This window comes from Streptomyces sp. NPDC031210, assembly GCF_055570395.1.
In genome coordinates, this window is the sequence record NZ_JBVIHH010000015.1 from 92571 (window position 1) to 105635 (window position 13065).

Below are 13065 nucleotides of genomic sequence, written 5' to 3' on the forward strand. Positions count from 1 at the left end.
CTGGAAGGTCGTGGGTATGCTCGCCGCCATGCCGCCCACCTCGCCGAAACCCCCGGGCCCGGGGACCTCCCCCGTACGGGACCGCGGCGACGCCTGCCCCGGTGCGCTGCGGCTGCACCGGGCCGACGACGGCGCCCTGGCACGACTGCGCGTCCCCCTGGGGTTTCTGACGCCGCATCAGCTCTCGGTGCTGGCCGACGCGGCCGACCGGCTCGGCGACGGCCATCTCGGCATCACCTCGCGCGGCAACATCGAGCTGCGCGGCCTCGGCGACGACTGCGGCGGCGAACTGGCTCGGTTGTGGCGGGAGGCCGGCCTGCTGCCCTCCGAGCGGCACGAGCGGGTCCGCAACATGGTCGTCTCACCGCTGACGGGCCTGGACCAAGTGGGCCGCGCGGACGTGCGGTTGTGGGCCGCGCGGCTCGATGCGCTGCTGTGCGCCGAGGAGTGGACGACGGCGTTGTCGGGCCGGTTCCTGTTCGCCGTGGACGACGGGCGCGGGGACGTGGCGGGGCTCGGCGCCGATGTGACCTTGCTCGCAGCAGCGGACGGGCGGGCGCTGGTAGGCGTCGGGGCCCGGGTGGTGTGCCGGGTGGCCGCGGCCGACGCGCCGCGGGCCGCGCTCGCCGCCGCGGAGGCGTTCCTGGCGGCCGCGCGGGAGGCGGGCACCGGCGCCTGGCGCGTGCGGGAGCTGCCCGATGGGCAGGACGTGGACGTGACGGGACATCTGGGGCGGCGGGGGATCGCCTGCGTACCGGTGACGGGGGCGGCGGACGGGTCGGACGGGTCTCTCGTGACGGACGGGCCGGACGGGCCGGACGGGCCGGTCAAGTCGAACAGGCTCCTCCTGACGGGCAAGCCGCCGCGGCCCGGGATCGTCGGCACCGGTGCCGTCTCGGTCGTCGCGCCGCTCGGCCGGGTGACCACGGCGCAGTTGCGCGCCCTGCTGCCCGCCCCGGCCGGCGAGATCCGCGTCACCCCGTGGCGCGGCTTCGTCGTCCCCGGCTTCCCCGGCCCGGCCGCCGCGCGGGACCGGCTGGCCGCCCTGGACGCCGCCGGGTTCCTCACCCGTACGGATTCCCCCTGGCTGGGCGTCGGCGCGTGCACGGGCCGCCCGGGCTGCGCGAAGTCCCTCTCGGACGTCCGGGCGGACGTCGCCCCGGGCGCCGGCGGCCTGCCCGTCCACTGGTCGGGCTGCGCACGCCGCTGCGGCCATCCGCAGGGCGACTGGGTGGACGTGGTGGCGACCGGCGAGGGCACCTACGAGGTGACCGTCCGGCGCGGCGACGCGGCCCGGCCCGTATCGACGACGCACACCGCACTGCCGGCCGCCGTCTCCCAGGCCCGTAACACCCCGACGAAATGAGCGAGAGCAGAGTGTTCGACTACGAGAAGGACGGCGCGGAGATCTACCGCCAGTCCTTTGCCACCATCCGCGCCGAGGCGGATCTCGCGGGCCTGCCCGCCGACGTCAGCCAGGTCGCCGTGCGGATGATCCACGCCTGCGGCATGGTCGACCTCGTCCGCGACCTGGCCCACACCCCCCAGGTCGTCTCCCGCGCCCGCGCCGCCCTGCGGGCCGGCGCGCCGATCCTGTGCGACGCGCAGATGGTCGCCAGCGGCGTCACCCGCAAGCGGCTGCCCGCGGACAACGACGTGCTCTGCACGCTCTCCGACCCGTCCGTGCCCGCGCTCGCCGCCGAACTGGGCACCACCCGCAGCGCCGCCGCGCTGGAGCTGTGGCGCGACCGCCTCGAAGGGGCGGTCGTCGCCATCGGCAACGCGCCCACCGCGCTGTTCCGCCTCCTGGAGATGATCAGGGAGGGCGCGCCGCGGCCGGCCGCCGTCATCGGCATACCCGTCGGCTTCATCGGCGCGGCCGAGTCCAAGGACGCGCTGACCGAGTCGGACCTCGACCACCTGGTAGTCCGCGGCCGGCGGGGCGGCAGCGCCATGGCCGCCGCCGCGATCAACGCGATAGCGAGTGAGACGGAATGAGCGGGAAGCTGTACGGCGTCGGGCTCGGGCCCGGCGACCCCTCCCTGATGACGGTGCGCGCCGTCGAGGTCATCGCGTCGGCCGATGTGGTGGCGTACCACAGCGCCCGCCACGGCCGTTCCATCGCCCGCTCGATCGCCGCCGCGCACCTGCGAGCCGACCACATCGAGGAGCGGCTGGTCTACCCCCTCACCGTCGAGACCACCGACCACCCCGGCGGCTACCGCGGCGCGCTGAACGACTTCTACGAGGAGGCGTCGGCCCGCCTGGCCGCGCACCTCGACGCGGGCCGCACCGTCGCCGTCCTCGCCGAAGGCGATCCGCTCTTCTACGGCTCCTACCAGCACATGCACAAGCGGCTGGCGCACCGCTACCCGACCGAGGTGATCCCGGGCGTCACCTCGGTGAGCGCGTCGGCGGCGCGGCTGGGCGTGCCGCTCGTCGAGGCGGAGGAGATCCTCACGATCATCCCGGGCACCCTGCCCGAGGAGGAACTGACCGCCCGTCTGGCGGCCACCGACTCGGCGGTCGTGATGAAGCTGGGCCGCACCTTCCCCGCGGTCCGGCGCGCCCTGGAGCGGGCCGGGCGGCTGGAGGAGGCGCACTACGTCGAGCGCGCCACGATGGCGGGCGAACGCACCGCCCCCCTCCAGGACGTGGACCCCGACTCCGTCCCGTACTTCTCGATGGCGGTGCTGCCCTCCCGCATCGACGCCGAACCGCCGGCCCGCGAGAGCGGCGAGGTCGTGGTCGTCGGCACCGGCCCGGCGGGACCGCTGTGGCTCACCCCGGAAACCCGGGGCGCGCTCGCCGCCGCGACCGACCTGGTCGGCTACACCACCTATCTCGACCGGGTGCCGGAGCGCCCCGGCCAGGAGCGGCACGGCTCCGACAACAAGGTGGAGTCCGAGCGGGCCGAGTTCGCCCTGGACCTGGCCCGGCGCGGGCGGCGCGTCGCGGTCGTCTCGGGCGGCGACCCCGGCGTGTTCGCGATGGCGACCGCCGTCCTGGAGGTCGCCTCACAGGACCCGTACCTGGACGTTCCCGTGCGCGTCCTGCCCGGCGTCACCGCGGCCAACGCGGCGGCCGCCAAGGCCGGCGCCCCGCTCGGCCACGACTACGCGACGATCTCCCTGTCCGACCGCCTCAAGCCCTGGGAGGTCATCGCCGAACGCCTCCACGCGGCGGCCGCCGCCGACCTCGTCCTCGCCCTCTACAACCCCGGCTCCGCGAGCCGCACCTGGCAGGTCGCCAAGGCCCGCGAACTCCTCCTGGAACACCGCGCCCCGGACACCCCGGTCGTCGTCGCCCGCGACGTGGGCGGCCCCGAGGAGTCCATCCGCATCCTCCCCCTCACCGACCTCGACCCCACCGAGGTCGACATGCGCACCCTCCTCCTGATCGGCTCCTCCCAAACCCAGTCAACCCACCGAGCCAACGGCCACCAGATCACCTGGACCCCGAGGCGCTACCCGGAGAGCTGACACCTCCCGCGCACCCTTCGCACCCGGGCCGGGACGGCCCTGGGCGAAGGGGGGCGGGGGAGAAGGCTGAATTCACAGCCGTTCTCCTCCGCTCCGCGCGTTGGCTTCCGCCGTCTTCGCCCGCAACTACCGCAGCAGCCATTCCCTGACCGTCGGGACGGACGGGCTGCTGGCCAACTGGGCGCGGGGCGGCCGATTTATCCGGTGAGGTCGGTGGCGTCGCAGATCGTCCGCGTACGTCAGGGCTGGGGCTGGCTGGGCAGCCCTGAGAGGCGGATCGGCGCGGGAGCCACCGCCCGCTTCGGCGCCTGGCAGAGGAGACCTCCGGCCCGCTGTGACGCCTGACCGAACCGGCTGACGGATGACGGTCGCCGGTCAAGCCGCCGCCTCCCGCGCGGTGGCGACCGACGGCACGCCTTCCGGGACGGGCGGGCGGCGGATCACGAGTACGGCGATGCCGGCCTCCCGAGCCTCACTTGGACCAGTAGGGGTCACGCACGTCCGGCGCGTAGTCGGGACCACCATTGGGCGCCTTGGGGAATTCGTCGCCTTCTTCTCCCATTACCGGCCCCCCGGCCCCAGGAGATATGGCGCCAACACCGGCAGAAATAGAAATGTTGCCGTAGCCACCCATCTTGAACTTAATAATGCAACCATCCGAGGCCGTACCGGAAAGCGAAGGCCCAGCGGGATGCACTTCGCCAGTCTTGTACCCCACCGCCCTCCAATGTCGATAGAGGAGTTTCAGCAGCTCGGCGACCTTTACCTTTGACACCTTGGTGCGCACATACCGAGTCCTGCCAACGCTCACTTCCCCATTCGCCATATTCGTGAATGAGTTCCTGCGCTCCGACATGTGAGCCGGACCGTCGCGCCATTTGAGCCGAGGGTGTATAGCCGTGAAAGTGTCGTCCAGAACAGAGTCGATCCGCTTGACGGCCTGATTCACGCTGATGGTCGGTTCGGGATCATCCCCTCGAATGAGCGAACAACCACTGAGGCAGCCGGATAGAACCACCACAACGACAGCCGCCGCAGGAGACTTTCGTCGGCTCATAACCTTACCGCCTCACCTGAAGAGAAACTTTTTCCGGATGGCCGGTTGCAATCGCACCTATATTACTCAGCGAGTCGCCACCCTTCTCACCATCAAAATAATTGGAGTGAGAATCTGTCGGGCTTCCGGGTTCGACACCGAATCGGTTCCCACCGAACTCATTGCTGGCTGGATCCTGTCCGAAGTGCAGTTCGTGCGGATCCGCAATATGTGCAATGGCGCCAATGGCCCCGGGGATCTTTTCTCCGTCAGATGGGGCGTGGGTAACCGGATCACTATCTGCCGCACCTACCCACACGTGACCTGGACCCACCCCAAGCTGCTCGGCCCTCTGGGCTCCAGTACCTGGGCTGCCCACCAAAATGATGTCGTCCGCAGGAATTCCACCCTCGCGCTGGGCAGCCTGCCCCACCGTGAACGATCCATAACTGTGGCCAATGGCCGTCACATGCGGTCGTTCACCCTGATGAGTGGCCTGGATTCCATCCAGGAAGTGCCCGAAGGCCGCGCCACCCTGCTTGCCCCGCTCTTCGCCGGCGACTGAAAGGTCAGTCTCGGAGATCCGGTCCGCGCCCCCCTGGGGAGCGTCATAACCCAGCCAGACAATGGAGGCCGTTTTCTGTTTCCTGTCAGCCTCCTGTGCAGAGTCCCATACATTCATGGCCCGGTTCCCGTCTTCTTCCGCAATATCCTTGAGCTGAGTATTGAACCCAGGCACGTACGCAGCGACATTGTCTGCCGTGTCAGGGTCGCCGTACGACAGGATGGCCCGGCCCTGTCCCTCCGCCCCGATGCCGAGCAGTAGCGGTTCCGGCTCCTTTCCGGAGTCGCGCTCCAGGCGTGCCCTGATCAACTCGAAGCCGTGACGTTGCCGCTGCACAGTTGGCGACACAGGTGTGCCCGGCGGATACGTGTCGATCAATCGGTCAAGGTTGACGCGGTTCGCCTTGTCACGAGTCTTTGCGGGGATCCCGTCGAGGTTTCCGATGACGCTCGGGTTCAGCGCCATCTGTTCTTCCTTCTCCTCCTTGCTCAGACCGTTCCACCAGTCCCGGACCTTTTTCGGGTCCGTGCCCTTCACCGGAGCTGAATCGAGACCGACGGCCACTCCGGCAATCTTGGAAATGTCCGAGGCGTCCCGCTGCGACTCCAGGCCGTTCACGGAAAGCCCCCGGCCGACCCGGAGCCTCGCCAGGGCGACTCGATAGCGGGCGTCTATCTCTTCGGCACCCCGCAGGGCGGCGAATATGCCCTCCTCAAGGGTGCGCCGCTCCTGCTCCTTCTCCGGCGTTCCCGCGTCCGGGTCTCCGGTGGGTATGTCCCCCTCATCCGCGTATATGACCTCACCGCTCGGAGCCACCTGGTATCCCTTCCTGGTGGCTTCGTCCATTGCCTGATGGAGTGCCTTCTGCTGTGCCCGGAGTTCGGTGATGGCCCCGTCCAGGGTCGTCTGGATCAGTGCGCATTCTTCTCCGCCGAACTGAAAATTATCGTTCAGCCTACGCATGCGCTTTTGTGCGGTATTTGCCGCTTCCCCCGACCAGCCATGAGCCAACGGCCGGCGCATGTGGGCGTCCACCCGGTCGGTGTAGCCGCCGAGCCGGCGAGCGATCTGCGCCCATTCATCCTTGGCGCCCTCCAGTGCGGAAAAACGGACGTCTTGGAGATCTCGCACGGTAAGAGTCATCGGGCATCATCCAAAAGGGCTGTCGTAGCGAGCAGCGCTTTGCATCGCCGGGCGGACGGAAACAGAACTTCCAGCAGCGGACCGAGTGAACGACTTGGCGGTTTCCTCGTCGTTCTTCTCGTAGTTGTCCGCAGAGGCCCGGAGCGATCGCGCGGTCTCACCGCACTCCTTCTGGACATCACTGAGGCGGTCATGCCAAGCCTGATGAGTTCTCAGCAGCTCTGCAGCGAATTCAAAGCCCTCCGTCTGCCCCGGCACGGCCTGATGATGTGCGTTCAAACTGCCCAGGGCAGTTGCGACACCGGCCTGCATCTCCTGGCCATGGACGGCGGCCGCGCGCAGCGCAGCCGGGTCGACATGAGTGGTCGACACGTTTCCCCCGATTCCCCGTTTTGTTCAGCACTTCTGGGCCCGGCGTCCGGGAGGTCGCGCACTATCGAGCTCCCCCAGGACTGGACAGCCTGCCACCATACGTGATGGTCCAGAAAGGCCCTTACCGCGACGGCATGAGATCCGGCCAATCTTGTTGTCCAGTTCGCGTTCGTCCCGAGTCGGCCGGTCTTCACAGTGCGCAAGAAGGCCCTCCCGGCGGCGGCTGCGAAGAGCGGAGTGGGGCCGACGGGTTCTTGCTGGGATCACGCTGTCGTCAATATCGGAAGCGGCGCAGCGCCCTGTGGAATGCCGGGAGCGATTCGCGAGGCGAATCGGTTCAGTTTGCTGTGCCGGACCCGTTGAAAAGGCCCTGTAGCCATGCGACCGCCTGGCCCGGGTCCGCTGCCACGGGAACTCCCTCAGGTGTCGGGGGGCGGCGGACGATAACGACCGGTATCCCCGCCTCCCTCGCGGCCGTCAATTTGGCGGCCGTCGCCGTCGCGCCGCTGTCCTTTGTCACCAGGACGTCGATGCGGTGGTCGCGGAGCAGGGCGCGCTCGCCCTCCGGGGTGAAGGGGCCCCGGTCGAGCAGGACCTTCATACGGGGCGGGTACGGGGGCTCCGGCGGGTCCACGGAGCGTACGAGGAACCAGACGTCGGTGAGGTGGGCGAATTGGGAGAGGCCCATGCGGCCGGTCGTCAGGAAGGCGCGGCCGCCGAGGCCCGGGACGGCCGCCGCGGCCTCCTCCAGGGAGCCGACCGGGTGCCAGGTGTCGCCCGCGACCGGGACCCAGCCGGGCCGGCGCAGGGCCAGCAGGGGAACATGGGCGGTGGCGGCCGCCCGGGCCGCGTTGTGACTGATCGTGCCGGCGAAAGGATGGGTGGCGTCGATGAGCGCGTCCACCGCGTGCTCGCGCAGCCAGCGGGCGAGGCCCTCGGGGCCGCCGAACCCTCCGATGCGGACCTCCCCGGCGGGCAGCCTGGGCGCGGCGACCCGGCCCGCGAGGGACGTCGTCACCCGGGGCGCGTCGGCCGGCGCCGTCAGCTCCGCGGCCAGGTGGCGGGCCTCGGTCGTGCCGCCGAGGATCAGCACGTGGCGTGCCGCGCGGGCTGCGTCGTTCATCGGGCGCGGGTCCTTCATCGGTCGCGGGTCCTTCCATGGCTGAAGCGCAACCGAAGGGTACGGGAGGGCGCAGCGCGCAGCTCGCGCACACCGGGCTGCGGCCCGGCTGGACGACCGGCGCGTGCGCGACGGCGGCGAGCACGGCCGCGTACACCGCGCTGCTGAGCGGCGCGTTCCCCGATCCGGTGACGATCACGCTGCCGAAGGGGCAGACACCCGCCTTCGCCCTCGCGGTGGAGGATCTGGCCCCGGCCGGGACCACCGCGATGGCGGGAGTGGTGAAGGACGCGGGCGATGATCCGGACGTGACGCACGGGGCGTTGATCCGAGCGACCGTCCAGGCTCTGCCGGCCGGTTCCGGCATCGTGTTCAAGGCGGGGCCCGGCGTCGGGACCGTGACGCGGCCCGGCCTGCCCCTGGACGTCGGGGAGCCGGCGATCAACCCCGTACCGCGGCAGATGATGCGCGAGCATCTGACGGCGGTGGCCGCCCGCCACGGCCGTGCGGCGGCGGACGTGGAGGTCGAGATCTCCGTCGACCACGGCGAGGAGATCGCCCGCAGTACCTGGAATCCGCGGCTGGGCATCCTGGGCGGGCTGTCCATCCTGGGGACGACGGGGATCGTCGTGCCGTACTCCTGCTCCGCGTGGATCGACTCCATCCGGCGCGGGGTGGACGTGGCGCGCGCGGCGGGGCGGCGGCACGTCGCCGGCTGCACCGGTTCGACGTCGGAGAAGACCGTGGTGGCCGTGCACAAGCTGCCCGAGGACGCGCTGCTGGACATGGGGGACTTCGCGGGCGCGGTGCTGAAGTACATCCGCCGCCACCCCGTCGACCGGCTGACGCTGTGCGGCGGCTTCGCCAAGCTGTCGAAGCTGGCTGCCGGGCATCTCGACCTGCACTCCGCGCGGTCCCAGGTGGACAAGGGCTTCCTCGCCACCCTGGCGCGGCGCGGCGGCGCGGACGAGGCCCTGGCGAACGCGGTGGCCGAGGCCAACACCGGGCTCGCCGCACTCCAGTTGTGCGCGGCGGCCGGTGTCCCGCTGGGCGACCTGGTGGCCGCCGCGGCCCGCGACGAGGCACTCGCCGTACTGCGCGGCGCGCCGGTCGCCGTCGACGTCATCTGCATCGACCGGTCCGGCATGGTCGTGGGACGGGCGGAGCCCCAAGGGCCGCGACCCTAGGGTCCGCGACCGCAGGGTCCGCGACCGCAGGGTCCGCGACCGCAGGGTCCGCGACCGCAGGGTCCGCGACCGCAGGGTCCGCGACCGCAGGGTCCGGGACAGAGCTGGGAGCGGGACAGAGCGGGGAGTCAGACCCCGGCTGAGCCGTCCGTTCCCTCTCGCGGGGCGTCAGATTCCGTACACCGCCGCCACGGAGAACGGCGTCCGCGGGGTCCCCGGGCCCATCGGGCCGCCCTTGTCGAACTGTGAGCGGACCACCAGCAGGCGCCCGCCCTGGCGGACCAGTGTGGTGGGGATCTGAAGGGAGTCGTCGGTGACCTGGTGCACCCTGCGCGCCCTGGTGCCGTCGGCGGAGAGGTGCCAGCGGCTGATCGCGTTGCGGGTGTTGTGGGCCGCCCAGAGGGTGCCGTGCCGCAGTTCGAGGCCGTCAGCGGCGGTCATGCCGCCGCCGGTGAGGGTGACGCGGCGGATCCCGCCGTCGGTGAGATCGACGCGGTAGAGGTGGCCGCCGCTCATGTCGACCGTGAGCAGGTAACGGCCCGAGGGGGCGGCGGCGATGCCGTTGAGGGTGAACGCGCCGGGGGCGTGCGGTGCCAGGGCGCCGGACAGATCGAACCGGGGGGTGAGCGTGCCCCGGCCGGAGCCCTCGGTGGCTCGGGCGAGCTGCTCCGGGGTGACGCGGTAGATCACCGCTCGCGCGCTGTCCGTGAGGTAGGCGCTGCCGTCCGGGGTGAGGGTGAGGTCGTTGACGAAGGACGCCTCCTCGCCCGGCACGTCGAAACGGGCGAGCAGGCGGCGCTGACGGAGGTCGTACACGGCGACACCCGCGGTGGAGTCGGTGACCCACAGCCGCCCGGCGCGGTCCACCTTCAGGCCGTTGGCGGTGGTCCGCCCGTCCGTGCCCGCCGCGAGGAAGACCTTCGCGGCCCGGTGGCCCGGGGTGATCCGGTACACCGCCCCGGTGCTGTACGAACCGACGTAGAGGTCCCCGGTGCGCGGGTCCGCGGCGATGCCCTCCGGGTAGGCCCGGTCGTCCGGGAGGTCGTAGGCGGCCTGGATGCGGGCCGGGGCGGGGTGCTGCGCCTGCGTGGACGGACGGGGGGCCGCCGGTCGGGCCGTGGCCGCCGGCGGCAGGGCGGTGGCGAGGGCCACGACGGCGACGGTGGTGGCTGCGGCTGCCACCACGGGATGGTGCCGGAAAGAACGGGACACGGTGTCACGCGCCTCTCTGCTCGACGATCTCGACGATGACGACAATGACGACGACGGAAATGGTGAGGATGGCGACGACGATCAACACTAACGGTAATTAGAGTTCTAATGGTCGTCAAGGTTCTTAGGGCTAAGGGCTCGTTACGATGCGTGAATGACGTCCATGCCCGCCGCCGAGCGCCTCGGCTCGCATCTCAAGCGTGCCGAACAGGCCCTCAACGCGACCAAGCAGGCCGTGCTCAAGCCGGCCGGCCTGACCGTCCCGCAGTACGCGGCCCTGCTGTTCCTCACCGAGCGGCCCGGCATCTCGGCGGCCGGGCTCGCGCGGGCGTGCGGGGTCACCCCGCCGACCATGAACACCGTGCTGAAGAACCTTCAGGAGCGCGGCCTGATCGAACGCACCCCGCACGAATGGCACAAGAGCGTGCTGGAGATCCGCCTGACGGACGAGGGCCGGTCGGTCATGGCCGATGCCGACGCGCGGGCCATCCGGGTCGAGCGCGCCTTGGCGGACGAGTTCACCGAGGAGGAACGCGCGTCGCTCGTCGCGCTTCTCGGGCGGTGTGTGGACCTTCTCGAATCGGTCAGGCCCGCACCGGCCGGAGGAGCGGGCACGACGACGGGGAGGTGAGGGCGGCGCCCGCTACGGAGCGCCCGCTACACGTATCCCCTACGGAGCGCCCGCTACGCGTATCCCCTACGAGGCGCCCGCCACGGGGTTTCCGCCTGGGCCTGGGGCCGCCCCGGGGCCGGGGCCTACTCCTGGACCGGGGCGGGCGCGTCGCACGCCCCGTGCGGCCGTTCGCGGTCCGCGGAGTAGAGGTGGCTGTCGCGGAACTGTTCGGCGCCGAGAGTGCGGCCCACCATGATGACGGCGGTACGGACGACGCCCGCGGCCTTCACCTGGCCGGCGATGTCGGCGAGCGTGCCGCGCAGGACCAGTTCGTCGGGGCGGGAGGCCATCGCGACGACGGCGGCGGGGCAGTCGGCGCCGTAGTGCGGGAGGAGTTCGTCCACCACCCGGTCGACGTACATCGCCGCCAGGTGCAGGACCAGGAGGGCGCCGCTGCGGCCGAGGGTGGCGAGGTCCTCGCCGTCGGGCATGGGGGTGGCGCGCTGGGCGACGCGGGTGAGGATGACGGTCTGGCCGACGGTCGGGACGGTCAGCTCCCGCTTGAGGGCGGCGGCCGCGGCGGCGAACGCGGGGACGCCGGGCACGACGTCGTAGGGCACCCCGGCGGCGTCCAGGCGGCGCATCTGCTCGGCGACCGCGCTGAAGACGGACGGGTCGCCGGAGTGCAGCCGGGCGACGTCGTGGCCCTCTTCGTGGGCGCGGACCATCTCGGCGGTGATGGTGTCGAGGTCCAGTTGCGCGGTGTCGACGAGCCGGGCGCCGGGCGGGCATTCGGCGAGCAGTTCGCGCGGCACGAGGCTGCCGGCGTACAGGCAGACGTCGCAGGCGGCGAGGGTGCGGGCGCCGCGCACGGTGATCAGGTCGGCGGCGCCGGGGCCCGCACCGATGAAGTGGACGGTCATCGCTCTTGGTTCTCCTGGGGAGGGGGGAGGGAGGGGAGGAAGGCTTACGTGGCCTTGGGCGCGTCGGGGGCCGGAGGGGCGGCCTCGGTCGCGCTCCGCGCCGTGCCCGCCGGTCCGACCACCGGTTCGCCCGCCGGTTCGCCCGCCGGTTTGACCGCCGCCCACTGGGTGACCGGCATCGCCTGCCGCCACCCGGTGAAGCCGCCGACGGGTACGGCGTGCGCGACCGCGAGGCGGACCAGTTCGCCGCCGTGCCGCCGGTACCAGTCGGCGAGCAGTGCCTCGGACTCCAGCGTCACGGTGTTGGCGACGATCCGGCCGCCCGCCGGCAGCGCCTCCCAGCAGGCCGCGAGCAGGCCGGGGACGGTCAGTCCGCCGCCGATGAAGACCGCGTCGGGCGTGGGCAGGCCGCCCAGCGCGGCGGGCGCGGGGCCGTGGACGACGCGCAGTGCCGGTACGCCGAGCGTGCGGGCGTTGCGCCCGATCCGCTCGGCCCGTACCGGGTCGCGCTCGACGCTGACCGCGCGGCAACCGCGGTGGGTGCGCAGCCACTCGATGGCGATGGAGCCGGAGCCGCCGCCGATGTCCCACAGCAGTTCACCGGGCGCGGGCGCCAGCGCGGCGAGGGTGGCGGCGCGTACGTGGCGCTTGGTGAGCTGGCCGTCGTGTTCGTACGCCGCGTCCGGCAGCCCCGGCACGGCCGGCAGCCGCAGCGCGCCCGGCTCGCGGACGCAGTCCAGGGCGATGACGTTGAGCGGGTCGGCGGGCGGGTGCGCCCAGTCGGCGGCGGTGCCCTCGGCCGTCCGCTCCCGGTCCCCGCCGAGCTGTTCGAGCACCCGCATCCGGGTCGGGCCGAAGCCGCGCGTGCGCAGCAGGGCCGCGACCTCGGCGGGGGTGCCGGCGCCGGCGGACAGCACCAGCAGCCGTCGGCCGTCGTGCAGCGCGGCGGCGAGGTTCTCGACGGGCCGCCCGACGAGCGTGACGACCTCGGTGTCCTCCACCGGCCAGCGCAGCCGGGCGCAGGCGTGGGACACGGAAGAGGGGTGCGGCAGGATTCGCAGCCGCGCGGCGTCCTCGCCCAGCACCTCGGTCAGCGTCCGGCCGATGCCGTGGAACATCGGGTCGCCGCTGGCCAGTACGCAGATCCGGCGCCCGGCGTGCGCGGCGAGGAGGCCGGGGACGGCGGGGCGCAGCGGGGAGGGCCAGGCGACGCGTTCGCCCGCGCACCGCCCGGGCAGCAGGGCCAGTTGGCGCGGCCCGCCGATCAGCACCTCGGCCTCGCGCAGGGCGTGCCGGGACGCGGCGGGCAGGCCGTCCCAGCCGTCGGCCCCGATGCCGACGACGTAGAGGGGTGGTGCGGGGCTCACTGCCGAATACCTCGGAGGTCAGAAGGGGACGGGGGCCGGGTGCCG

The 13065-nt window shown here is 71.9% G+C and carries 12 protein-coding genes; 5 read left to right on the top strand and 7 right to left on the bottom strand.

Annotation, left to right across the window (positions count from 1 at the left end; all coding sequences use genetic code 11):
- Nucleotides 1-28 precede the first annotated feature (28 nt).
- From ACZ45Z_RS25660 to ACZ45Z_RS25670, 3 genes are read left to right on the top strand one after another with little or no spacing between them, the layout of a single operon-like run.
- On the top strand, nucleotides 29-1366 hold the full coding sequence (locus ACZ45Z_RS25660; protein ID WP_468366733.1) for a cobalamin biosynthesis protein CobG: 1338 nt from the start codon (nucleotides 29-31) through the stop codon (nucleotides 1364-1366).
- Between the two features lie 11 nt (nucleotides 1367-1377).
- Entirely contained in the window at nucleotides 1378-1998 is a 621-nt protein-coding gene (locus ACZ45Z_RS25665; RefSeq protein WP_468367030.1) for a precorrin-8X methylmutase, read from the top strand.
- Nucleotides 1995-3482 (top strand): precorrin-2 C(20)-methyltransferase, encoded by a 1488-nt coding sequence (locus tag ACZ45Z_RS25670; protein WP_468366735.1) that lies wholly within the window; start codon nucleotides 1995-1997, stop codon nucleotides 3480-3482. The genes ACZ45Z_RS25665 and ACZ45Z_RS25670 overlap by 4 nt, the downstream gene beginning before the upstream one ends.
- Before the next feature lie 472 nt (nucleotides 3483-3954).
- On the opposite strand, the gene ACZ45Z_RS25675 is transcribed toward ACZ45Z_RS25670, so the two are convergent.
- From ACZ45Z_RS25675 to ACZ45Z_RS25690, 4 genes are all read right to left on the bottom strand, one after another.
- On the bottom strand, nucleotides 3955-4269 hold the full coding sequence (locus ACZ45Z_RS25675) for a hypothetical protein (protein WP_468366737.1): 315 nt from the start codon (nucleotides 4267-4269) through the stop codon (nucleotides 3955-3957).
- Nucleotides 4270-4543: 274 nt separating this feature from the next.
- Nucleotides 4544-6226: an alpha/beta hydrolase gene (locus tag ACZ45Z_RS25680; RefSeq protein WP_468366739.1), complete on the bottom strand. Its 1683-nt coding sequence runs from the start codon at nucleotides 6224-6226 to the stop codon at nucleotides 4544-4546.
- 6 nt (nucleotides 6227-6232) lie between these two features.
- Nucleotides 6233-6598, bottom strand: coding sequence for a type VII secretion target (locus ACZ45Z_RS25685; RefSeq protein ID WP_468366742.1), 366 nt, complete (start codon nucleotides 6596-6598; stop codon nucleotides 6233-6235).
- A gap of 337 nt (nucleotides 6599-6935) precedes the next feature.
- On the bottom strand, nucleotides 6936-7721 hold the full coding sequence (locus ACZ45Z_RS25690; RefSeq protein ID WP_468366745.1) for a cobalt-precorrin-6A reductase: 786 nt from the start codon (nucleotides 7719-7721) through the stop codon (nucleotides 6936-6938).
- Between the two features lie 35 nt (nucleotides 7722-7756).
- Here ACZ45Z_RS25690 and ACZ45Z_RS25695 point away from each other — a divergent pair, with 35 nt between their 5' ends.
- Nucleotides 7757-8905, top strand: coding sequence for a cobalt-precorrin-5B (C(1))-methyltransferase (locus ACZ45Z_RS25695; protein WP_468366748.1), 1149 nt, complete (start codon nucleotides 7757-7759; stop codon nucleotides 8903-8905).
- Between the two features lie 168 nt (nucleotides 8906-9073).
- Here the strand turns inward: ACZ45Z_RS25695 and ACZ45Z_RS25700 are convergent, their stop codons facing one another.
- Nucleotides 9074-10087, bottom strand: coding sequence for an SMP-30/gluconolactonase/LRE family protein (locus ACZ45Z_RS25700; RefSeq protein WP_468366750.1), 1014 nt, complete (start codon nucleotides 10085-10087; stop codon nucleotides 9074-9076).
- 184 nt (nucleotides 10088-10271) lie between these two features.
- On the opposite strand from ACZ45Z_RS25700, the gene ACZ45Z_RS25705 reads away from it, so the two are divergent.
- Entirely contained in the window at nucleotides 10272-10748 is a 477-nt protein-coding gene (locus ACZ45Z_RS25705) for a MarR family winged helix-turn-helix transcriptional regulator (protein WP_468366753.1), read from the top strand.
- A gap of 125 nt (nucleotides 10749-10873) precedes the next feature.
- Here the strand turns inward: ACZ45Z_RS25705 and cobM are convergent, their stop codons facing one another.
- On the bottom strand, nucleotides 10874-11653 hold the full coding sequence (cobM, locus tag ACZ45Z_RS25710; protein WP_468366756.1) for a precorrin-4 C(11)-methyltransferase: 780 nt from the start codon (nucleotides 11651-11653) through the stop codon (nucleotides 10874-10876).
- Nucleotides 11654-11697: 44 nt separating this feature from the next.
- Complete coding sequence (gene cbiE / locus ACZ45Z_RS25715) at nucleotides 11698-13020, bottom strand: precorrin-6y C5,15-methyltransferase (decarboxylating) subunit CbiE (RefSeq protein ID WP_468366759.1); 1323 nt, start codon at nucleotides 13018-13020, stop codon at nucleotides 11698-11700.
- Between the last annotated feature and the right edge of the window lie 45 nt (nucleotides 13021-13065).